A 24089-nucleotide genomic window follows, 5' to 3' on the forward strand; every position below is an offset into this window, starting at 1 on the left:
AATATTTTAAAATCAGAGCCTCCGGATTCCCGTCAGGCTGTGATCAAAGAAGTTTTAGCGTGTTAATGTTGCACCTGCTCCGGCAGATACGACTGCAGGAACATTTGCCGCAGCAATCAGTTGAGATTTATACTCATAAGCCGGCACCCATGTTGATGCAGCTGTAGAGATTCTGTTTGCCTTACTGTTGGCGTAAATATTGGTTTCTGCACCACTCACATAACCTGGCTTGGCATTGTATTCCGTGAAGATTGGAATCGCCTGGTTTTCAAAATAGTTATTGTCAGTTCTTACGGTAGCACCCATAGTTACCCCGATTCCGTAACCACTCCCATTTTGCAGGTAGTTATTGAAAACGTGCATGTAACCAAATCTTGTGCTTGGCTGACGTTCAGAAACGTTATAAAAATAGTTGCTGTTTACCGTTACACGAAGGCGGCCGATATCGTCCGTATTCTCATCACCAAAGCCAATCAGCATTGGAATGTGACTGTCGTGCAGCCTGTTCCAGGAAAGGGTCACATAGTCTGCTCTTTTCCCGACATCCAATAGTCCGTCGTAATAATCCCATCCATGGTTCCTGTCCGACGACAAGTCGCAATGGTCAATCCAGATGTGATGTGCGCCTTCTTTAATAATGATGTTAGAATAAGTCACCACATTTCTGATGGTCATGTTCTGAACAATCACATTGCTGCTGCCATACATCATCAGACCAACACCTTCCAGACTTGATCCAGTCACTCCGATGATGCTCTTATTGGATTTTACATTCAGGTATCCGGTTCCGGTAATTTTTCCGGACACCATGATGATCATGGCTGCGCTCGATTCTACCGCATTTTTCAATGCAGACAGGCTCGTTACCGTCACTGTTTGTCCACCGATACCACCGGTAGTTTTACCATCCATTGAGGCGAAGCCAATAGCGGATGAGGTCTGAACCGGTTGTACCGTTACTGGCGGCGTTACCGGAGGGATAATCGATCCGGTGTTACTGCCATCCAGACTATAGGTATACGTTCTTCCATTGGTCCTTGGATCGCTGTTATCAGAGGCTGAAAAATACAGGCCGCCTGCCCAATGGCTAAAAAGACCTTTTCCTGTGCTTCTGATATCGGCATGCATCGCATGTCCCGGACCGAGCTCTTTACCATTTTCAAACACCTTCAGTGTAGAGACTGAAGGACTGCTCTCCGAGTCGCTTGTTCCGGGAATGTTAATCACTTTGTAGGAAAACCCGCCGTCACTGCTCGCTTTTGTGGCGTCAATTGTTTTTATTCCAGTAGTACTACTGCTTTCCCGATAACGGGCGGCTTCAGTGAGATCAGTTGGGTTTTCAGGGTTTGCCACATCCGAACCTTTTTTACATTTACTAAAAGTTAATAAAACCAACAGTAGCAGAAGGCTCATGGGCAGTCGATTTGTTAATTTGTTTTTTCTTTCCATTTCTTGTTGTTAAAAGTACACAATGGTAACGCGGAAAAGCACCACCTTATACGTTTAAACAATTATGGAAACGCACTGATTTTCAGTAAGAAAAGCCAAAAACGCAAACTTCCTAAAAAAGCGGATCTGGTCGATTTAATTTCTAAAATCAGTTTATTATTCAATTAAAAAGTAGAATATTCCACAAGTTAATCAAATGAAAATGAAGGTTAGCAGAAGTAAAAAAAGATTAATATACTTTCTGCAAAAAAATTTAACATTTATTGTAAAAAAATCAGATTAATTTATTTTACCTGATAAATCAGCAGGAATAAACAGGGCGAATCGGTGATTTATTGTAATTTTTTTGTCACAAATAGAACCCGGAATTCCTAAGCGCCAATTTATATGCTCAAAAATTTGAAAATATCAATATTTATTTGTATACTTTTATAAGCAATTTTCAATGATATCCGGCAGGTTCCAGCTGTTGTGGTAAGTTTTCTGTGACCAGGTAAAAATCTTTATACCAATTAACGAAATTCTGTACGCCTTCTGCGACAGAAACCCGGGGCTGATAGCCCATCATTTTTTTCATCGCTGAGATATCTGCCCAGGTTTTAACCACATCTCCTTTCTGCATAGGCAGGTAATGTTTCTTTGCCACCATTCCCAGATTTTTCTCAATCTCTGCAATAAATTCCATCAGGTCTACCGACTGCCCCCTACCGATATTAAAGACGCGGTAAGGTACATTTGAACTGGCAGGGTTTGGTTTAAACTCATTCCATTCCGGATTGCTTTCTGCGGGATGGTCAATCACACGGACAATGCCATCTACAATATCATCAATATAGGTGAAATCGCGTTTCATCATCCCATTGTTAAACACTTCGATGTTGTTATTTTCAAGAATTGCTTTCGTAAACAGGAATAACGCCATATCTGGTCTTCCCCAGGGGCCGTAGACGGTAAAAAACCGCAGTCCCGTAGTTGGAATCTGGAACAGATGACTGTAGGCATGAGCCATCAGCTCATTGCTTTTTTTGGAAGCGGCATACAGCGATACCGGATGATCGGCATGTTGGGCCGGTGAAAAAGGCATTTCTTTATTCAGTCCGTAAACACTGGAGGAGCTGGCATATACGAGGTGTTTGGTATGGTGCGTTCTGCAGCATTCCAGAATATTCAGGAAGCCGGTGATGTTGGATTCCAGGTAAGCCCTCGGATTGCTCAGGCTATACCGTACCCCTGCCTGCGCAGCGAGGTTACATACCGCATCAAAATGGCAGTTTTTAAATACTTTCTTTAACTTACCATGGTCTGTAATGTCCAGCTTAACAAACTGATAATTCGGATATTTGGTACTCCTCAGTTCCTTACCATATACCAGGTCGGCCCTCATGATCCCCGTTTCTTCCAATCGCCTGTACTTCAGGTTCACATCATAGTAATCATTGATACTGTCTATTCCGACCACCTCATCACCTCTTTCCAACAGGAATTTCGCGAGGTGGAATCCAATAAAACCGGCTGTGCCGGTAACCAATACTTTCATAACGATCGCTTTAAATTTTAGATTAAGAAATTCAGGATTACAAGCTTTTATGCCATACTTCCATGCTGAACACGCAAAAGAGAATTTTAGCCCTTCTCTCATCGGAAATGCTAATCTGTCTGGCCATCAGCTGCTCAATGAAACTTTTTTTGATAATTTTAGGATACAAAGCATCCCCTGCCAGCAGGTATTGCTCCATCACTTGCCGGAGCTCGTGGTCTACCCATTTTTGCAGGGGTATTTCAAAACCTCTTTTCGGCTGGTCAATCAATGCTGCCGGAAGGTATTTCCGTCCGAGATCTCTCAGGATATGTTTGGTTTGAATGTTTCTGATCTTATAATGATCCGGCAGGCCGGGCGCAAAGTCAAGGATTTCCTTTGCCAGAAAAGGGCTTCTTCCTTCGATGGAATGTGCCATTGTTGCAATGTCCATTTTTGGCAATAAGCGGCTGAACAGCATCGACTCAAAATCCATCAGCAAAATCTTCTTTAAGGGCGATATGGAATAACCGTTATACCTTTCCAGGTCTGCAGAAATCGCCAGCATCTGCGGTTTTTCAATAAAGACATCTTCAAAGCCCACAAATAAATCTGAAGAAGCCGAACAATACATTTTGACCAGATCCCCGTAACTGGCAAATTTCAATAAACGGTAACCATAGGTATAAAAGCTCTGTTTTTGATTGGCGATAGGCAGGATTTTCGCCAGAAAACCGGAACTGATTTTTGTAAGTGCGCCGGGGTTGAAAAAATCCATGTGCTTAAAAGGAACATACCTCCTGTAACCTCCAAACAGTTCATCCGCCCCGTCCCCGTTTAAAACTACGGTAATGTATTTCTTAGCCTCCCTGGCTACATAATAGCTGGGAATTGCGGAATTGTCTGAATTCGGTTCACCATGATTTGAAATGATCTTTTCGATGTCATTTGCCAGATCAGCAAAATCAATTTCTACCACCGTATGGTCCGTATCGTATTTTTTGGCCACCTTTTCTGCAAGCAGTGATTCGTCAAATGAACCCGCTACTTTCACGGTAAAAGTCTTTAGCCGGGATTGCTGCTGCGCAGCCATCGCAGTAACGAGTCCACTATCTATCCCGCCACTTAAAAATGAACCCACGTCCAGATCCGCACTTTCTATTCTGCGCTTCACTGCGGTATTCAAATGCTGATCCAACTGGAGGAGTGATTCTTCATAATCCAGCTGATGGCCATTGCGATAGGCATCTTCAATCTTAAACCAGCAAAATTGTTCCGCCTGTCCGGACAGGGTATCGATCACCATATAGTTTCCGTTTTCCAACTCATTCACCAGATGGTAAGGGGTTGCCTTCCGGTAATAATGTCCGAGGTACAGGTAATCGGCAAGTGCGGCATAGTTTACTTCAGGCCTGCAAAGGCGGTAAAGCACATTTAGCTCCGAGGAAAAAACATAAGCCATTCCTTTATTATAAATATATAAAGGCTTTTTTCCTGCCCTGTCCCTGGCGAGGTACAATTTTAGGTTCAGCGTATCGTACAAAGCGAAGGCAAACATGCCGTCAAATTCCTCCAGCATCTTCATTCCTATCCGCTCGAATAACATCAGGATGGTCAGTGTATCGGAATTTGAAGTTGCCATAAGGTCGTATTTCCGCCTCAGCTCCATATGGTTGTAGATCTCTCCGTTAAAAACCAGGACCAGACCATTGTGCTTCATCGGCTGCTGCCCGGATGCTGTTAAATCCTGAATCGCCAATCTTGTATGGTAAAGGTTTACCGGGTGACTGTTAAAACAGCCCTGCTCATCGGGTCCCCGGTGCAACAGTCCTTCAAAGATCTGTTCCTTTGCGATTGCATGTTCATAATTTAACGTCCCAAAGATTCCACACATAACTATTCAGTTTTTTCAATCAGTGTTTTCCATTGCTGCATCACGGCGGCTTCAGAAAATTCAGTTCTGAGGTATTGTCTTCCGCTTTCGCCAAGCGTTTTCCGTGCTGCCACAGTCATATTCATGATATTTAACAGCTTGCCTGCCAAATCGTATTCATCCTGTTTTTCAAATAAAAAACCACATTTCACCGCATTCAGCAGCTCCCTGTTTCCGTCAATATCTGTAACCAATACCGGTAAAGCATGTGCCATCGCCTCGAGCACCGCATTGGGCATCCCCTCCGAAAAGGAAGAGAGTACAAAAGCGTCAGCCTGTTTCAGGTAAACCGAAGTATCGGGCTGAAAACCAAGCAGATTTACCCGCTCCTTAATGTTTAATTCCTCAACCATCTGATAGGGCCAGGTGGCATCGCCCATTTCCCCGATAATGTCTACACTAAAGTTCTGGTCTTTGATCAGCGCAATCGCTTTAAACAAGGTTGGATAATCTTTGTTCCACCTGAAATGTCCTACGCAAATCCATTTAAAAACATCCCCTTTTTCAGCCACCGGCAAAACCTCATCCGGAATGAAAATGCCGTTATGAATCACAATTCCCTGTTTTAACCCCCGGTTCCTGCTTTCAAAATTACTTTTAGAGGCTGCCGAATTATAGACGACCGCATCGTCTAATCCGGTAGTCATTTTAAATGGCAGCAGCCATTTTGCAGGCAGGACAGAAATCCTGATGCTGGAGATGAGCTTAAATTTTAACCTCGTTTTCAGCAGGCGCGCAAAAATGATGGCGATAAACATAAAGGCAACTACCACATCAGGATTAAATTTTTTCACACTTCCATAAAGTGTCCGGAAGTTGGAAATAAAATGCGCAGACCAGCTTTTCAAAAAGAGCACCTCCAGTCCGGATTTTTTAAGCACCTCCTTAAATTCATCTATAGGTTTCAGCGAAATGATCAGCACCTGCTCCCCTTCCGATTTCAGAAAAAGCCCCAATTTTAACAATTGCGTTTCTGCCCCGCCCTTACTCATAGAAGGAGTCAGTAAAATCACGCGTTTCGGAGCTTTCATAAAGCTGATGCCGATAGGTAAGCTTTCACCTGTTTCTGTTTAATCCTGAACACCACATCCACATATTTTGCATCCCAGGAATTGAAAAGGCTAAAGTGTTGTTTATAAAAAGCATAGGCCTTTTTCCGGGCTTCCATCTTCGGATTCGGCTGATAAAAGGGGCTCACTTCCAGATAAATAGGCTCTGTACTCAGGTCATCATCCTGCCAGGTAATGTCGAAAGCTCCGGTGGTCAGTTCCAGCGAACGGAAGGTATCGATAATGTGCTGTCTCCAGTGTTCCGGAAAAGAATCAAAATCAACCTCACTGCCATAGCTTGTTGAGGTTGGCTTCCAGTCTTTGTCTTTATTGATCCGCCAGTAATGAAGTACAATTTCTCCATCTACCAGGATCACCCGCAGGTCTTTCCTCATATTGATCAGTTCCTGGGCAATGATGTGCCTGTTCTTTCTGATAAACCCGGAATCCGCAACCAGTCTGGCGAGATCTGCATAACCGGAAATCTTGAATACCCCTTCAGAAGAACAGGAATGCTCTGCCTTAATCAGATAGGGGAATTGCATTTTTGCATTCAGCAGGTGTTTCATGGAATCAAAAATCCTTGTTCTCGGTTCATGCACCCTGGCCATGTAAAACCGCTGGTGCATATAGGTTTTATTTTCCCAAAAAATGGTCTCACACTGCTTTGGAAAAACTTCATTTCCCTGAATTTCCAGCTGCCGGGTGATGTGTAGTAAAATATTGGTATAATCGTCAAAACCATAGATATTGTACCTGTTATTGATGGAAAAGAAAATCTTTTGATCATGATACTTCCCGATTTTTTTCCCTGTTACGATCCTGAATTCTTTATTTTCTGCAACCAGCCCGGCAATCGTTGCCATGTCCCAGATAAAAGCATCCGACCCGAAATAGAAGAGCGAAAGATTGGGAATCCAGATGAGGATCTCGCTTTTGGAATGGTAAAGCTTCCAGAACCTGATCCATTTAATGCTGACAATAATCTGAAAGATTCTCGCAAGTCGTTTGAGTATTCGGGTGATTGGTTCCATAATATGAATTGATTAATTCTATTTCTTTAATGCCCAGATAGATTAGCGGGAGTTCATTCAGCTCCTGAATCAGCTCATGGTATAACTTCATCTCACCATGCTCATGGTTATAACTCAGGTCGTCCACACAGACCACCTTTAAACCGCTTGAAATCAGCGTTTTGATAAAATACATTTTATCTGCTGCCCGGGCAACCAGGATCAGGTCGCAACCATCTAGACCGCAGGACCGCAGCCATTCCTGCGTGCTCTGGTAGCTCAAAAAGCTTCTTGCGGAGATAAAGATCACTTTTGCAGATTTCCGCTTGCAGAGAATAAACTTACGCATCCCCAGAAATACCGATAAGGAACGGTACCTGTCTTGCTCATTAGGGTGCACCAGCTCTTGAAGAGATGGCCAGGTATCCGCAAGCGTATTGTCTATGTCTACGATATAAACAGGAACCGATGGATTCAGGCCGGCCTGGATCCTCCGAAATTTCAATTTAAATAAACGACGGAAAAACCCGTAATAGATCGGTTTAAACAGCCCTTTCATCGATCAGATCTAAGACAAAGTTCATTTCCAGACAGGATTTTAAACTTTCGATGATGTAGTTATTTTCTTTTCTCGAGCGCGAGGCCAATCTGATAAACTGCCCCTGGAGCCCGATTTTATCATCACAAGTCCTGATGTAAATGCCATAAGTGATCAATAGTTTGGCTACAAATTCCGAAGCCATAATGCCGTTGGTCAATTCAATGAGCACAAAATTCGCCATGCTTGGATAGACCTTAATATAAGGGAGCTGCCGGAGTTCTTTGATAAATTCCAGCGTTTCTACAATGTATTTTACGCGGAGGATATCATACCTCATGGCAAAATCACTCCTCGCATATAACCTGAAAAAGTATTCTGCAAGTCCGTTGGAATTCCAGAGGTAACCATTGTTCAGCAGCTGCTGAACATATTCCTGTTTCATAATGCCATAACCTGCCCGGATTCCAGCCACCCCAAAATCTTTGGACATGCTTTTGATGACAATCAAATTCGGGTGTTCCTCTACCAGGTTGGCAAGAGAAACGAGCTGATAGCTTTTGTTTTCATAAGCAAAATGAATAAAGCTTTCATCTACGATGATGTTCTTTACAAACCACAATTCATCCAATATGCGCTGCACATCGACCAGCCTGATGTAAGCACCATTGGGATTATTGGGATTGATGAGCACAATAGTATCAGGGCGGTGAAACTTGACTTTAGCAATGTAATGCTCCACATCCAGGCTGTAATCTTCCGCTTTGGAGAGCTCATTATACACCACCTCTACCCCTTCTTTTACATATTCGTAATAGGAAGAAAAGGTAGGAATATTGATCATGATCTTTTTCTCCGTAAAATTGTGGATCACGGCCTGTATGATCTCAATAGCACCATTTCCTATAAAAATCTGCTTAGGATTTATCGCCAGGAACTCAGCCAGAATTTCAGCGATCACGCTGTTCTGTGAGGGGTAACATTCAAGCAGGTCCCTGATCTTTCCGGTTTCCAGGATTTCTTTATTGAAATATTCAATAAACAGCTCCGTTGCATAAGGGTTGGACAGAAAGCAGGCGTCGATCTTAATCTCCACCTCGGGAAGCTTTTGCCTGAAGGTAAAAATGCCAGGTGAGTGTGATCCCGCTTCATTTTTTAAGATTTCCAGTTTTTTGACAACTATCAGTTCTTCATCAGTAAATTTCATCATCTTGTTTCTGTATTGAATGGTTCAACAATAGAGTTCCCGAACTTTATGTTCCATTAAGTTCATGGCAATCGCATACACTTTCAAATGCTTACAGGCAGAGATGCCTATGGTATATTTCTCTTCGTAATCTTTCTTTAAATTCTCTTTTATAAGGGCCTTATCCGGACTGTGCAGGGCCTGTTCCAAGGCTTCATAATAGGCCGCTGTGCTGACCTCCTCACTTAAAAAACCGGTCACACCGGTATTGATCATTTCTTTCATCCCCCCGATCGGCGTACATACGGGAATACAACCTACAGACATCGCCTCGATCAGAGAGATCGGCATGCCTTCCCAGGTGCTCGACAGGCAGAAGGCATCTGCGATACTCAGGTAATCTCCCACATTTTTCTTTCCACCCAGGAACTCAATATGGTCGTCAGCCCCAACCTGTTTTTTCAGGCGCTGGTATAATTTCTCTTCTTTCACCTCTCCAATGATCAGTAAACGGCAAGGCCTGTGTTCCCTTTCATTCCATTTCTGAACCACCTCGATTAAGAGCTTCTGGTTCTTTTCCGGAGAGATCCGGCCAATATGAACGAGCAGAAAGCCAGCCCCTGTTCCTTTGTATTTTTTTAGCAGTTCCTCCCGTTCTGCGGTAACCTGCACCGGAGGCCGTGCATTTTCAATCACCACATCATTCCTCAGTCCGTAATACTCCCGGTAAGACTTGCTGCAATTGACGGAGATGGTCACAGGGATCACCTTATTCCTTTTATAAAACAGCTTTCTGAACATTTTCAGCATTCGTCCCTGGCATTCCGCTTCCGCAAGGTTATGTATGGTATGAAAAAAAATAGTTTCATTTCTATCCAGGCGGTACAACAGCAGGTACTCGCTGCTATTTTGGTGACTGTGAACAATATCAGGTGCCTGAACCCTCAGCCAGGCCGTAAGTTTCATCAGTACGGACCAGCTGAACCCGCTTTTCTTTTCAAAAGAAACATAGGTTACCCGATCGTCTATCTCGTCGAGAAAACTGTCCGCTCTAACGTTTCCGCATAGCGAAACAAGGATGATCTCATGTTCCGGTTTACGGGCCATTTCGTTACAAAGGTCGATCACGAACCGCTCCGCACCGCCCCTTGCAAGGCTGCCTATAATATGTATGATCTTAGACATGATCTTGTTTTTGTCGTTGGTACAGGTGCAGAATACTGAAATAGAGAAAAACCGTGGGCCCGTCTGCACTGATGAGCCATGGATTGTGCGATAAGGCATTCACTGAAACCCCTATAAAGGAGAAGCACAGGCAGGCCAGCATGGCATTTTCCGGTTTTCTAAGGTGATGAAAGACATGAATACAGGCGCTTCCAACCCGATAATAAATGGCGGCCAGTAAGCCCAATCCCAGAAAAGGGCCCAGATAAGTGAAAAAGATCAGGTAGGCATTATGAGAAGTAATCCCCGAAGAAAACACATAATCCCGGTAAATCACATCACTCCAGTTTTTGCCGTAAAAAATCAGCCCAAAAGGGTAATCCGTATAAATCCGCAGATTTTCTTCGGCCAGACCGGACCGGTTGTATGCGGCATCATTGTGGTTATTCTTTGTTAAAATATTATTGGAAGAATCCAGGTTATCTTTGAGCACATAATTGTACAGCAGTCCGCAAACCACCACCATCAGCACAATGACCAGAACGGCTTTGAAACGATAGTATAACACGAGAAACAAGAATGTTGCGCCCACAAATCCAACAAATACAGAACGCTGCATTCCCAGAAAAACAAACAGCAGACAAGTCCCTAACGCAAGTCCTTTGAGCACTAAAGGTGTCTTAAAAGCACAGGTACAAATGAAAGCGAAAGGAATCAAAGCTGCCAGCTGATAACCATAAGCAAACTGACTGAGTGAAATTCCTGCCGGGCTTTGCAAAATTTTATCGCCCATAATCATCTCCCTCAAGGTATCCATCTCTCCATAATAATGATTCAGGACCATCACCATAGAAGAGAGGAGCAACAGGCCATAAAATATCCAAACCGAAGCGTTGAACCTCCGCTCGTTATTTCCCACAAAATAGTTGAAATAGAAAGCACAGATCATGATGCACAGAATATTAGCAGCAAAACTGTTGATTTCAGAAAGGCCAATCACATAATAGAAAAATAAGGCCAGACAAAGTAGAATCAGCTCTCTTGCATACAGGAACTTAACCGCCCCTTTTTCCCGGAATAAAAATACCAGCGGAAAGCAGAACAGAAAGGGGGCAGGAATCCGGAAAAGATCGGTCAGGAAAATCCCGAATGCCAACGTTCCAAGATAGCCCATCATGAGCAGTGTGACAATTAGTTTCATAGCAATCAGGTGTTATTGATGCTTTGTTTAAAAAAACTGATGAATTTCTCCGCGTCATTGATGGCTTCATGGTATTTCTCCTGGCCATTCCTCGCGATATGCCGGTAATAGGAATAATTGTTGATGATCTCTGTTAACTGGCCTTCCAGTCCGGATAAGTTCCAATGTACCGGAACATAGGTTTCATCTGGTATAAAAAGATCCGGAAAGGTTTCTATATGACTCATAACCGGCTTTACCAATACTGCTCCGGAGATAAAAGTTTCAAAATCACGGTAGCAGATTTCTCCCCATCCAAAGGGACTGACACTCAGTTTCGACGATTTCAGCTCTTTCCAGTACCTTGTCTTACTCACATTGGAACCCGTTGCCAGCTGTAGGTTCATCTCTTTAAAAAGAGAAAGCAAATGGTTTCTTTGGTAAAAAACGCCCTTCTGCCCCTCATGATCCCCATGGATCCTTCCCCGGTAAGCCAGGTCATAAGGCCTTTGCTGGTTCACATCGGCAAAACGAACAGGATACAAATTATAACTCAGGTAATTGCTCAGCCGGCTCATCTTGTATCCAAAATACCGGTAATCATTAAAGCCGATATTCCATCCCAGCCTTAGCTTGTGAAGTTCCTTCTGCGGACAGGGATCAAACCGTTTTCTTTCCTCCGGTGAAAAACAATTTAGCCATACCCGGATGTCTTTCCCCCCCTCCGGATTTACATAATAATCTCTGTTCAGCAGCAGCTGTTTTTTAAGAAAAACATCCACATAAGGCAGCACAGGAAAATCGTATGAACCCGTAGAGTCTGCAGCGTCAAACCAAATGAGCCGATCTGCAGATCCCCTCAGCTCCTGGAGAAAACGAAAGAGATTTTCCTCATTCCTGGCATTCCGGATATTGATGTTTTGCCAGCCCGTGGCAAAATAACGGGAATGGATCAATACATAATCGGCATCAGCTAAACGCGGATCACGATGATCTACATAAAACTCCACTTTCAGTCCATGGTTCAGCAATTGCTTTTTCCACCGGTGAAAGTGATGGGTCTCTCCATAATATTGTTTTGAAGGCCAATCCAGAATCTTTAAAAGTTTCATTTCAGCAGGATGCTCTTCAGCGTATAAGAAATGATCTTAAAATCAATCCACAGGTTATGATGATCGATATATTCCAGATTCTGACTAATTTTAGAAGGGATCACATTGTGGATATAAAAGCTTTCCGGATCTTCTGCGGTAGCCAGCAAGCTGCTTTCGTCGATATACCTGATGGAAGCCCAGTCTGTAATTCCGGGTTTTACGCTCAGCACCCGCTGCTGACTGCTGTCGTACATTTCTACGTATTTAGGCACTTCCGGTCTTGGCCCTACAAAGCTCATTTCCCCTTTCAAAATATTCAGCAACTGCGGAAGTTCATCCACTTTATGTTTTCTTAACCAGCAACCTACTTTGGTAATCCTGGCATCATGATCCCCTATTGTCAGTAAGCCCATCTTATCTGCATCAGGACACATCGTCCTGAACTTGATCAGTTGAAAACATTTCTGGTTTAGTCCGACTCTGGTCTGCCTGTAAAATACAGGCCCTTTATGCTCTCTTTTCAATAAGACAGAGACCAGTAAGAATACCGGCAGCAGGAAAAATATCCCCATCAGGGAAAAAAATATATCGAACAATCTTTTCGCATCCATGGCCCCCAATTATTAAGATAAAACTTTTACCAATTTCTTCACTCCTGTTACCAGACGAACACATTCGATCACCGCATTGGTGATGTAGACGATTTCCCCGTCAGTAAGCTGAGGATAGATCGGCAATGAAATTTCAGTTGAATACTGCTTATAACTATTCGGAAAATCTGCAATGGCATAACCCAGACTTTTAAAATACGTTAACATCGGCATGGGGATAAAATGCACGTTCACATTGATTCCCCGGAGCACGAGCTCATCGATCACCCGGTCCCGCTGGGCCTCGGTGATTCCCTTGATGCGCAATGGGAAAAGGTGGTAAGAAGCTTCCCTGTTCTCCGATTTCATCACTGGTTCAATAAACCAGTCGTAGCCCCTGAAGGCATCTCCATATTTCAGGGAAATGATTTTTCGAAGCGGCAATAAAGTTTTTACATATTGCCTGATCTGTGCAAGGCCGATTGCAGCACAGATATCCGGCATGTTCATTTTAAAACCTTTAAAAAGAATATCGTAACGCCAGTTTGCGCCCTTAGATTTTGCAAAAGCATCCCTGTTCTGCCCATTCATCGAGAACAGTTTCAAAAAGGCATATTCTTCCTGATTATCAAATGGTTCCGGCAGATTGAGGCAAATACAGCCCCCTTCTGCCGTCGTAATATTTTTCACTGCATGGAAAGAGAATATGGTCACATCACATTGCTGGGCAGCAGGTTTTTCATTGTACATTGCGCCAATCGAATGCGCCGCATCAGCGATCAGGAGGATTCTTCCCAGCCCTGCCTGTCTGGCCGTTTTGGACACAAACTGCACCTTGATTTCCGGCTCTCTTATCAGGGCTTTCAACTCCTCGTAATGGCATGGTAAACCCGCAATATCCACGGCAATGATGGCCTTGGTCCTGATGTTGATCTTTTTTCTAATCATCTCAGGATCTATGGTAAAATCGTCCAGAATATCAACCATAACCGGTGTTGCGCCACAATGCAATACCGATAAGGCGGTGGCGCAATAGGTATATGCAGGCACAATCACCTCATCCCCTGCCCCAACACCAAACCAATTGAGCATCATGATGGCACCTGAAGTCCATGAATTGACGCAAACCGCAGCGGGAGTGCCCGTCAGCGTGATCAATTCAGATTCCAGGGCTTTAACTTTTGGACCCGATGTAATCCAGTTGGTCTGGAGGGTTTCCAATACTTCATCAATCACTGCCTGATCGATGAATGGCGGAGAAAATGGAATATTCATAATCTTTAAATTTTTGTTGGTTCTACAGATGGATATGTTAGAGATGATGAAGGGGCTTTAAGCAGGGCTGAGAATAAGCGCTTCCCATTTGTCGGAGATGACTTCCAGGGAATTGGTCTGACCGATCAGTCTGGCCTCATTTCCCAGTTTCTTTTTAAGGCTTAAATCAAAAAGAACGTTAAACATTGCTTTGGTCATTGCAGGAATATTGCCCTGAGGAACAAGTATCCCATTCTGTCCATCTTCGATGATCTCCGAAGGGCCAAATTCACAATCCACGGCAACACAAGGACATCCACTACTCATCGCCTCAATCAGGGCATTGGGATATCCTTCATTTCTGGAAGGCAGGACAAACAGTTCTGCCTGGTTGTAATAATCCTGAAGGTCGTCCTTAGCTCCGGCAAGAATCACCCTGTCCTGCAAATTCAACCTGTTGATCTGCGCTGTTAAATTTGGTTTTTCCAATCCCTGACCAACGATGATCAGGTCGATGTTTTTGATCCTCAGTTTACTGAAGGCATCAATCAGCTGGTCAAAACCCTTTTCATAGGAAAGGCGGCCAACGCCAAGAATAAATTTCCGGTGGTGCACAATCAGATGTTCCTTCGATTTGAACACATATACCGGATTTCTGATGATGCTGTAATTGGTTAGCCGGTTAAAAATACCGTTGTTTTTCAGACAGGCCTCTATGCCTTTGGCTGGTACAACTACCGCTTTAGATCCACTGTAAACAAAGTAAGACATCCATTTGAAGAAAAAATTAAAGCGGTTGATTGTATGATCGGGAGTGGTCCTTTCCGATACGATATAAGGTATTTTCAGCAAACCACAACTCAATCCTGTCCATAGGTTTGCGCTCGTCATAAAGGAGATGACACAATAAGGCTTTTCTCTGAGCAAAACCCCGAGCAGCCGAAAATAGGTCAGCATTCCATAGATCAGTCTTCTAAAAACATTCTGTTTATATTTTCTTTTGAGGAGCGGGATGACCCGGATTCCTTCTGCCAGCGGATAGCCTTGTTCTGCATCGTTCATGCAAACAATAACCACCTCATAGGCCCTTTCACTAAAACTATTCCCTAAGGTAGACAGCACGCGTTCGGCCCCTCCTTTTTGCAGGGTATAAATCACAAAAACCAATTTTAATCCAGACATGGCGCAGGTATTATAATAAGTTCATAATCGTATTCATTGCATTGTTGATCTCCCGGTTTCTGAGGTCAAACAGAAAATACTGCCGGATATAAATTTTGAGCAGTTCCTTTTTCATCAGTCCGGAATATTTAAAATTTTTAATCGTCAGGTTGAAATCACTGACCATTCTCCGCTTCCTGATCCGGGAGTCGATCATGCTCCAGATCCCTCCGGTATGCAGGCGGTAACAAGCCATCACATCCGGCAATACAAATATTTTCTTGCCCGTACTGGCAAGCGCATAAAGCTTAAAAAGCGTATCCGTCCCATACGTATCGAAATACCAGGGCTGTTGCCCGACCGACCTTACCGCATCGATGTTTCTGATCATGAGCGAGCAAATCCTGGTTTCTTCTCTTTTCCCCAGCAAGACATCCTGGTAGTCAAACTCCATACTGACCGGGTTTTCTTTGAGGTAAACGGTTTCGTCATGTTCATTGATGACTTTGGTGTGGTGGCAACAGATCACGTACTCCGGATTGGCCTCTAAAAAATCAACCTGTTTTTGCAGTTTCCTTTGGTCCGTCCAGAAGTCGTCCCCATCGCAAAGGGCGATATATTTCCCTTTGGATTTGGTGATCACATCCACCTGATTCCGGATCGCACCAATGTTGGGTTCATGATGAATCAACCTGATCCGCCCGGGATATCTATCCATATATCCCTGAATCACTGACTTCGTCTCATCTTTAGAGCAATCTTCTCCAACCAGGATTTCAAATTCAAAATTCGTTTGCTGCATCAGAAAACTGTCCAGCGCTCCGGCAATATATTGTTCATGGTTATAGGTGATGCAGCATACGCTCACCATAATTTCAGGTCTGGTACTCATCATAAGAGGGTTACATTTAGTGCGAAAACTAATGAGCCGCCCCATTTTGGGCGATGGTTAATGCAGGGTGTAAGGCTTCGATCGGAACATTGACTTTTTCCGAAGATTCCGGCTGCCCATAATTCTGAACCCGGAGGATGATCCGGGTGATCAGGTCCAGGTCACTGGAAGTTAAGGTATGGTAGAGTGGCAGGCACATAATTCTGGAAGACACAGATTCACAAACAGGCATATAGGACGGGGCAAGAAAAGGCAGACTGGAAAGTGGCGGATAGAAATACCTTCTGCAATAGATCTTTTCATTCTCCAATGCTTTCAGGCAGTTCAACATGAATTCCTCGTTCTCAAACAGCACCGGAAAATAAGCATAGTTATAGTCCAGGTTTTCGTTGAGTTTAGGATACTTTGCTTTCAGCGGAGCCAGGGCTTTCCAGTAATAAAAGGAAAGCAACCTTCTTTTATCCAGAATATCGTCTACCTGTTTAAGGTTACATAAGCCCATTGCTGCATGGAACTCACAGTTCTTACCATTGATCCCCAGTTCTGCAAATTCGTCCGGGCCGTTATGGCCAAAGTTCCTCATTAAGGCCATTTTTTTCAGTAAATCCGGACATTTGGTAAATACTGCGCCCCCTTCAATCGTATGAAAGAGCTTGGTTGCATGAAAGCTTGTGGTACTGATGTCTCCGTACTCGAAGACCGATTTGTTTTTATATTTCGTTCCGAAGCAATGTGCGGCATCAAAAATTACTTTCAGGGAATGCTGGTCTGCAATTTTCTGAATCGCATCGATATCGCATGGATTGCCGTAGACATGGGTAGCCAGAATTGCAGAAGTTTTCGGGGTAATGGCTGCTTCAATTTTAGCGGGATCAATGTTAAACGTTTCTCCGTCAATGTCTACGAATACAGGCGTACAACCTTCCCATACGATACTATTTGTGGTGGCCACAAAGGAAAATGGAGTGGTAATAATTTCCCCCTTCAGGTCCAGCGCTTTAATCGCGATCTGCAAGGCCATGGTTCCGTTAGAAACGTAGAGCAAATGCTTGATATTCAGGTAATTTTTCAGTTTCAGCTCCAATTCGTTGACCAATGGCCCGTTATTAGTGAGCCATTGTCGCTCCCAAATACTGCTCATATACGATTCAAATTCTTGAATTCCAGGGAGAAATGGTTTGGTTACAGGTATCATCTTTTTAGGATTAATTGTTTAAAATCATGAATTGCGGCAAGCCTGAAGAGGCTGCTTCCAGCGAGATAAATGATCAAAAAGAAAGCACCATCGATCAGGATTCTGCTGAGGTCAAATAAGAAAAGCGGTTTCAGGCAGTATAAATCGCCGAGATAACACAGCAGCCCTGCCAGAAAGGAGTTGCCGATGATCGGAGCTGCATCCATCAATTGCTCAGGGACAGAATAATTGATCATTTTACCACTGTAAAAAGAGTTGATATAATATCCGATGAAGTTGAAAATCAATTGAAAATAAAGCAGTCCATAGATCCCGAAAGGGACGGCACATAAAATCCCAACCACACAAATTCCTTTTTTGACAGATTCCAGTTTAAGGATCAGGTCGCTGCGCCCTTTTACTTTCAGAATATTTAAATTATAGGAATGTAACGGATACATGATGCCCGCGAAACAAAGGATTTGAAAGTAAGGTACTGCCGGCAGCCATTTGCTGCTGAGCAGGAAGTTAAACAAGGGTTCAGCGATGACGGCGAGCAGGATCAATACCGGGGTATTCCAGAAAAGTAATTGTTGCATCAGCTTTTTGTACACCCATTTCAATTTTTCATCGTCGTCCACAATTTTAGAGAACATGGGATAAGTCACCTTATTGATCACTGCCGAAATATTCGTTACCGGCAGCTGGCTTACCGATTCTGCCCTTGAATAATAACCTAATTGTGCCGCCGCATAGTATTTACCAATAATCAACACATATACGTTCTTGTACAGAATATCGAGTAATCCCGTGAGGGTCATTTTATATCCAAAATGAAAATGCTTTTTAAAGCAGGCCAGGCTAAAGGTGAAATCCGGTGTCCATCCGGAATAGAGCCAATGCATCACCGTTGATAAAAAAGACTGGAACAAACCCATCCACACCAGGCTCCAGACCCCATAACCATTTAAAGCGAGGAAGACACCTAACATTCCGCCTGCCAATACAGAAGGAATTTGAATCAGCATCTGAATCCTGAATTTCATTTCCTTGATTAACCTTGCATTTTGTACACTGAAAAAAGCATTCAGAATAAAATCCAGTGCGTATATCCTTAAGATTAAGGTCAGCACATCCTGGTGGTAAAAAGCAGCAACCAGGGGGGCAATCAGGTATACCAAACCATAAATCAGGATACTTCCCAGCAGGTTAAAATAGAAAACAGTAGAATAATCATCCTGTGTAAGGTCTGTCGACCGGATCAATGAAGAAGCCAGTCCGCCGTCCAAAAGGGAGTTACCTATGGCAATAAATATGCTCAGCATCGCGATCAGCCCGAATTCCGCAGGCATTAAAATCCTGGCCAGAATAATCGTCATACAGAAACTGATCAGCTGTACGCTGAATTGCTGTGTAAACGTCCAGATCAATCCTGATAAGGTCTCCTTTTTTAAGCTCATGATACTGATGCTCCGAATGGCAGTTTAGGTTATTTTTGTTTTTGCAAAGCGTTGGCGTATCCCTGCCTCTGAACCCTTAGGTTTCTTAAGAAATGAAGCACCGGCTTTTCTAAAAACCTTGTCACCAGCCATGCTATGGTTACAATCAGCGCAATGGTAACCGATATCAGGAGGTATTCATTAGGAATGTAGCGCGCCATTATCCTCATCCACACGAAACCAATGTTCTGATGAAGGAGGTATAAAGGATAAGAGATATACCCCAGAAATATAAACGGCCTCCAGGTAAGTATTTGAAGTTGGTTGTATACAAACAGATAAAACAGCAGAAAGATGAAAACAAACACATAAAACAGCGTCATTCCTGGGTGTTGCAATACCGCTGCAAGGAAACAGAAAGCGATTAAAAGGTGTTCATGCCAATCGCCTTTTGCAAATTTGAGCTGGTAAAAAAGAATCCCTGCCATGAAGAACATGCCATAGTCAAGGTTCAGAAAATAGGCCCCAAAGGGCAATTTAAATAGGCTGTTGCCGATCATTAAGCTCAGCCAAACCACGGCTATCGTCCTCACCTTGTCTAACCATCCGAGCTGGAACAGCAGTCCCATGCTCACATAAAAAAACAATTCAGGAATCAGCGACCAGTATACGCCATCTATATTTTTAACATTGAACACCCCCTGAAACATCGTCAGGTTCATCAGGAATACTGCTGGCGGCTGACTTTCAATTTTGGGATCATTGGCCAGGCCAACGATCAGGAAAGTAAGGCCCATACAAATCCAATAGGTCGGATACAATCTCGAAAAGCGTTTATAAGCAAAATCCCCGATTGTTGTTTTACCCTGGAGCGACATAAAAATCACGAAGCCACTAATGATAAAGAACAGTTCTACACCATACTGGCCAATATTCCAATCGTATTTCTGAGGGTAATCATGACCGAAATTCAACCTGAATTTAGCGGTATAATGGAAAAGCACGACATTAATTGCTGCAATCCCCCTTAAAACGTCCAGTTCTTTTAAGCGTACCATAATGATAATGGTGTATTACAAGAATTATAGTGGTGTGTTACAAGAATTATAATGGTGCGTTACAAGCGCATATTGACCAGTTTATCCGGCAATAAAGACTTTAAATCATAGACGATGGTCTGCGCGTTACACATGGCCGAAATATCGATATCCTTGAATTTACGGTGTGCTACGGCGAGGATGATGGCATCATATTTTCGCGTTTTCGATTCTCCATTCTGACAAATCACGCCATATTCACGTTCCACTTGTGCCGGATCTGCCCAGGGATCATGGATCACCACCTGTATGTTGTATTCCCTGAGCCTCCTTACAATGTCTATCACTTTGGTATTTCTAACGTCAGGGCAGTTCTCTTTAAAGGTAAAGCCAAGGATCAGCACTTTGCAATCCACCATTTTTCGGGACGCCACAATGCGTTTCACCAGCTCATCGGCGATGTAAATTCCCATGCGGTCGTTGATCCTTCTTCCGGCCAGGATGATCTCCGGATAATAGCCTTGTTCCTGTGCTTTTTGCGCCAGGTAATAAGGATCTACACCGATACAATGTCCGCCTACCAGGCCCGGTTGAAATTTCATGAAATTCCATTTCGTTCCCGCGGCCTTCAGTACTTCGCCTGTATCTATGCCCAGTTTATTGAAAATCATCGCCAATTCATTGACAAAAGCAATATTGATGTCGCGTTGTGCATTCTCAATCACCTTAGCTGCTTCGGCGACTTTTATCGACGATGCTTTATAAGTTCCGGCTAAGATCACTGAGCCGTACAAGTCATTGATCATATCGGCCGCAGCAGGTGTAGAACCGGAAGTAATCTTTAAAATATGGGTGACCGTATGCTCCTTATCTCCCGGATTGATCCGTTCCGGCGAATAGCCGACAAAAAAATCGGTATTGAACTTTAGTCCCGATACTTTTTCCAGCACCGGAACACATTCTTCTTCTGTCGCCCCTGGATAGACGGTAGATTCATAAATCACCGTATCATTTTTCTTCAAAACGCGGCCTATGGTTTTGCTGGCTTTCAGGAGTGGCGTCATATCCGGGCGGTTGTTCTTATCCACCGGTGTGGGAACTGTAACGATATACACATTACATTTCCTCAGCATTTCCAGTTCATTGGTACAAAACAAGCCTGTTAAAGTGCTGCAATCGTTCGTGATGATTTTCATCAGCACCTCCCCTTCAATCTCCAGCGTATGGTCGTACCACATTTTCAGTTCGGCAATCCGCTCTGCATTTGAATCAAAACCAAATACCTTATATTTTCCGGCAAAGGCTACAGCCAGGGGTAAACCTACATATCCGAGTCCGACGATGCCAATTTTCAGTCCTTTAAGCACTTGAGTTACCATCTTATTTCAGTTAATGAGTTCGAGATCTTCGATATTTACATTCGTCATCAATACACAGTTGAGGCTATCGATAACCACGACTACATTTTTTTGTCTGAGTTTAATGATCTGCCCTTCTTTATGGTTCATCAACCCTTCTTTAATCATTACGCGGTCGCCGACCTCCATGTGCTGAAGGTCTACCACTTCTACATCGGAAAATGTTTCCATACATTTTTTTACACCCTCTATCACCACATCTCTTACCTGTGCAGGTTTACCCATGTAATACACAAAATTCATCACCCCCAGGGTAACCCTTACTTTGAGTTCTTCCCTTGGATCGACACAGACAAATACATAAGAGTTGAATAGTGGCAATTCCACTTCTTTAATTCTATCCGCCCATTTATGTTTCACTCTTTTCAGGGGGCAGTAACTCATGATTCCCTGTAGTTTAAGCAATTCATCAACTTTCTTTTCCCATCTTGGGCGGGTATAGATGACGAACCATTTTTTAGGTGCATTGACCCTGAGTGCGGATAGACTTTCCATAGTTTTATTTTGAGAAATGTTAATAGACTACGGGCTTTATACGGCTTCGCCTCCTCACTTACATGATGTTTCCTGTCTTTAAGAAATTTTCCGTATCCCCCTTTTACTTTTTTGAATTTACCGGGATTGAGTACCGGTCTGTCACCACATCAAACGCTTTTCAAGCTTGTTTTCTATTGCTTTTTTAAGTTCGTTTTCTATTTAAGCAGAATAAGCATATCTGCCATATTTGTAGGCATTTTTATTTCCTTTACCCGCGTCATTAAACACGATCATTGGATTTTTAAGCCGGCCATTTTCACAGATTTCTTCAAATATGGCGAGGTCTTCTTTATGCGTATAATTGTACCGTACCAGGTAAATACTGGAATCGGCAAAAGTTGCGATGGTAAACGCATCGGCGACATGCCCTACAGGCGAAGTGTCTACGATCACGTAGTCGAACCGTTCTCTGAGCTCCTTAAACAGGATTTCAAGTTTAGGGCTCATCAGAATCTCTGAAGGGCTGTCTGAAATTTCACCGCATCCAATCACAAAGAGGTGCTCAGACTGAGGTGTTTTGATTAGAATGTCATCTACCTGAAGCTTATCCGATTTCAGGTAATCTGATAACCCCGTTTTACTCTTCAGGTTCATGTTGTTGAGCAGGTCTGGCTTGCGCAGGTCGAACTCCAGGATGACCACCTTTTTATCAATTAAGGACAGCGTAATGCCCAGGTTAATGCTGAAAAAAGTTTTCCCCTCTCCTTTAGAAGTAGAGGTCACGAGCAATACCTTATTGTGCAGGTTCATGTCCATAAAATGCAGGTTGGAGCGGATGTACCTGAACAGTTCAGAAATGGTATTGCTTTGGTTTTTGTGCACCACAATAGATTCCCCAATGGCTTTATGGCTGAGCTCGCCCAGGATTTTCCCGTTCATGGCGATGTATTCCACATCATAAATATCTTTCACTTTGCTGTTGAGTTTATCTTTCAGGTAGATCACTGAAAATGGAATCATCAGGCCTGCCATCATGCTGAGCATATAAATCAGCTGCACTTTCGGTTTAGCAGGAATCGGATTGTAAGCCGGCCTGTCGATGAGTTTAGAAGTAGGAATCGTAGCCGATAAAGAAAGCTCTGTTTCTTCTCTTTTTTGCAGCAGATACTGGTAAAGCGTTGTTTTCACACTTTGCTCCCTGCTTCTCTCCAGCAGCCCGCGCTCCATCACCGGAACATGATTTAACCTGCTCTCAAACTGGGAAGTTTTGCTGCTCAGCTTGTTTCTTTCCAGCGTAAGCCCTCTTCTGATCATCGTCAGGTTTTCCAGCAGGCTTCCTTTCAGGCCGCTCAGTTGTTCCGTCAGACTGACCACGAGCGGGTTGTTGACACTATTGTTCCGCAGCAGCCGCTCTCTTTCAATCTGCAGGTTATTGTATTTATCGGTCAGGTTTTGTAAGGTAGGATCTTTCAACCCCAGTGTGGTAGGCACCAGTTCAAAACTGGCATCCCCACCTCTCAGATAACTAATCAATGACTGGACAAGGCTCAGCTGTACCTCACTAGAGGCCAGTTGCTCATTGTAACTTCCTGAGGATTGCAGGTTCATCTGTGCATCAGCACTCAGCTCTGTAATTCTGTTATCCCTTTTATAATTTTCTACATCCTGCTCTACTCCCGATAGGTTTTTGGTGAGGAATTTCAACTTCCCATCAATGAACTTAATCGTATTTAAAGCCATGATGTTTTTGTTATTGACGTTTTCCATATTGTACCTCGAGATCAGCGCATTTAAGATGTCGATCCCACGTTGTGGTATGGCATCCAGGAGACTTAATACCACGGTATTCGCATCTTTAATCACCGGCAGAACCGTTAGTCCGGCAGTACTATAGGCTTGTGCCAATTGCCCCAGGTTGACGAACCGGATCTGAATGACCTTGTCGGATATGCTAAATGCAGGACCTTTGACAACGGTGATGTTGAACTGAGGACGGGCAATGGCATAACCAAAATTGTAAATCGTCCTTTTTCCATTTTCATTTAAAATGAATTGATGGTCGTTGATGATGGTCAGGCTTAATTTTTGAATATAGGCCTGTTCAGTATTTTTGTTTAAAAGCACATTTACCGGTAAGGTATTTCCATACAATTCCTTGTTTTTAAGCGACAATTCATAAAAATAACTGACGTCCATTTTCAGGTCTTTCATTACACCCTGGATCAAATCCCGGGAGCGCATCACTTCCATCTCATCGATCACCGTTTTAGAACTCCTGAACATATTCAGGTCGCTAAACGCCGTTCCCTTCAACAAACCATCTCCTTTGGTATCATCCTGAACAAGTAAGGTGCTGCTTACTTTGTATTTTGACACGGTAGTTTGCAGGTATAACCAGGCGGCTCCCAGGCTTAGTACCAGTGCCAGGACGAAGAAATACCAATATTTCACATACTTCATCCCCTCAGCGATAATGCCGGGATTATTTATCGGATTTTGTTTATTGTAAGCCATGACAATAGATT

20 protein-coding genes are annotated in these 24089 nt (G+C 43.4%); all 20 read right to left on the reverse strand.

Features of this window, described 5'->3' with window-relative positions:
- Positions 1 to 54: 54 nt before the first annotated feature.
- The 20 genes from BLQ87_RS09175 to BLQ87_RS09270 all read right to left on the reverse strand — a co-directional run bounded on the left by BLQ87_RS09175 (position 55) and on the right by BLQ87_RS09270 (position 24078).
- Positions 55 to 1413, reverse strand: coding sequence for a pectate lyase family protein (locus BLQ87_RS09175; RefSeq protein ID WP_074606897.1), 1359 nt, complete (start codon positions 1411 to 1413; stop codon positions 55 to 57).
- 478 nt (positions 1414 to 1891) lie between these two features.
- Positions 1892 to 2986: an NAD-dependent epimerase gene (locus BLQ87_RS09180; protein WP_074605863.1), complete on the reverse strand. Its 1095-nt coding sequence runs from the start codon at positions 2984 to 2986 to the stop codon at positions 1892 to 1894.
- Positions 2987 to 3023: 37 nt separating this feature from the next.
- On the reverse strand, positions 3024 to 4859 hold the full coding sequence (asnB, locus tag BLQ87_RS09185; RefSeq protein WP_074605864.1) for an asparagine synthase (glutamine-hydrolyzing): 1836 nt from the start codon (positions 4857 to 4859) through the stop codon (positions 3024 to 3026).
- Between the two features lie 2 nt (positions 4860 to 4861).
- Complete coding sequence (locus BLQ87_RS09190) at positions 4862 to 5929, reverse strand: glycosyltransferase (RefSeq protein ID WP_074605865.1); 1068 nt, start codon at positions 5927 to 5929, stop codon at positions 4862 to 4864.
- A complete protein-coding gene (locus BLQ87_RS09195; protein ID WP_074605866.1) occupies positions 5926 to 6981 on the reverse strand; it encodes an ATP-grasp domain-containing protein in 1056 nt (351 codons plus the stop codon). Before BLQ87_RS09195 ends, BLQ87_RS09190 begins: the two co-directional genes overlap by 4 nt.
- Entirely contained in the window at positions 6917 to 7519 is a 603-nt protein-coding gene (locus BLQ87_RS09200) for an HAD family hydrolase (protein WP_074605867.1), read from the reverse strand. Before BLQ87_RS09200 ends, BLQ87_RS09195 begins: the two co-directional genes overlap by 65 nt.
- Complete coding sequence (locus BLQ87_RS09205; protein WP_074605868.1) at positions 7503 to 8708, reverse strand: pyridoxal phosphate-dependent aminotransferase; 1206 nt, start codon at positions 8706 to 8708, stop codon at positions 7503 to 7505. Before BLQ87_RS09205 ends, BLQ87_RS09200 begins: the two co-directional genes overlap by 17 nt.
- A 21-nt stretch (positions 8709 to 8729) precedes the next feature.
- On the reverse strand, positions 8730 to 9869 hold the full coding sequence (locus BLQ87_RS09210; protein WP_074605869.1) for a glycosyltransferase: 1140 nt from the start codon (positions 9867 to 9869) through the stop codon (positions 8730 to 8732).
- Positions 9862 to 11049 carry an O-antigen ligase family protein gene (locus BLQ87_RS09215; protein ID WP_074605870.1) on the reverse strand — a complete coding sequence of 396 codons (1188 nt, stop codon included), beginning with the start codon at positions 11047 to 11049 and terminating at the stop codon, positions 9862 to 9864. Before BLQ87_RS09215 ends, BLQ87_RS09210 begins: the two co-directional genes overlap by 8 nt.
- Positions 11050 to 11054: 5 nt before the next feature.
- On the reverse strand, positions 11055 to 12140 hold the full coding sequence (locus tag BLQ87_RS09220; RefSeq protein WP_074605871.1) for a hypothetical protein: 1086 nt from the start codon (positions 12138 to 12140) through the stop codon (positions 11055 to 11057).
- A complete protein-coding gene (locus BLQ87_RS09225; RefSeq protein WP_074605872.1) occupies positions 12137 to 12733 on the reverse strand; it encodes a sugar transferase in 597 nt (198 codons plus the stop codon). Before BLQ87_RS09225 ends, BLQ87_RS09220 begins: the two co-directional genes overlap by 4 nt.
- Before the next feature lie 12 nt (positions 12734 to 12745).
- Positions 12746 to 13987 (reverse strand): DegT/DnrJ/EryC1/StrS family aminotransferase, encoded by a 1242-nt coding sequence (locus tag BLQ87_RS09230; RefSeq protein WP_074605873.1) that lies wholly within the window; start codon positions 13985 to 13987, stop codon positions 12746 to 12748.
- A 57-nt stretch (positions 13988 to 14044) separates the two neighbouring features.
- The gene (locus BLQ87_RS09235; RefSeq protein ID WP_074605874.1) at positions 14045 to 15148 is read right to left on the reverse strand and encodes a glycosyltransferase; all 1104 of its coding nucleotides are present in this window, start codon (positions 15146 to 15148) and stop codon (positions 14045 to 14047) included.
- A 10-nt stretch (positions 15149 to 15158) separates the two neighbouring features.
- Positions 15159 to 16022 carry a glycosyltransferase family 2 protein gene (locus BLQ87_RS09240; protein ID WP_083361774.1) on the reverse strand — a complete coding sequence of 288 codons (864 nt, stop codon included), beginning with the start codon at positions 16020 to 16022 and terminating at the stop codon, positions 15159 to 15161.
- 25 nt (positions 16023 to 16047) lie between these two features.
- Positions 16048 to 17214 (reverse strand): DegT/DnrJ/EryC1/StrS family aminotransferase, encoded by a 1167-nt coding sequence (locus BLQ87_RS09245; RefSeq protein ID WP_074605875.1) that lies wholly within the window; start codon positions 17212 to 17214, stop codon positions 16048 to 16050.
- Positions 17211 to 18653 (reverse strand): lipopolysaccharide biosynthesis protein, encoded by a 1443-nt coding sequence (locus BLQ87_RS09250; RefSeq protein WP_074605876.1) that lies wholly within the window; start codon positions 18651 to 18653, stop codon positions 17211 to 17213. The genes BLQ87_RS09245 and BLQ87_RS09250 overlap by 4 nt, the downstream gene beginning before the upstream one ends.
- Before the next feature lie 29 nt (positions 18654 to 18682).
- Complete coding sequence (locus BLQ87_RS09255; protein WP_074605877.1) at positions 18683 to 19690, reverse strand: acyltransferase family protein; 1008 nt, start codon at positions 19688 to 19690, stop codon at positions 18683 to 18685.
- Positions 19691 to 19749: 59 nt separating this feature from the next.
- Positions 19750 to 21048, reverse strand: a complete 1299-nt coding sequence (locus BLQ87_RS09260; RefSeq protein ID WP_074605878.1) for a nucleotide sugar dehydrogenase — start codon at positions 21046 to 21048, stop codon at positions 19750 to 19752.
- A gap of 6 nt (positions 21049 to 21054) precedes the next feature.
- Complete coding sequence (locus BLQ87_RS09265; RefSeq protein ID WP_074605879.1) at positions 21055 to 21582, reverse strand: UpxY family transcription antiterminator; 528 nt, start codon at positions 21580 to 21582, stop codon at positions 21055 to 21057.
- 201 nt (positions 21583 to 21783) lie between these two features.
- Positions 21784 to 24078, reverse strand: coding sequence for a GumC family protein (locus BLQ87_RS09270; RefSeq protein WP_074605880.1), 2295 nt, complete (start codon positions 24076 to 24078; stop codon positions 21784 to 21786).
- Positions 24079 to 24089: the final 11 nt, after the last annotated feature.

Origin of the sequence: Pedobacter steynii, from assembly GCF_900103665.1 — a bacterium.
Classification (GTDB): domain Bacteria; phylum Bacteroidota; class Bacteroidia; order Sphingobacteriales; family Sphingobacteriaceae; genus Pedobacter; species Pedobacter steynii.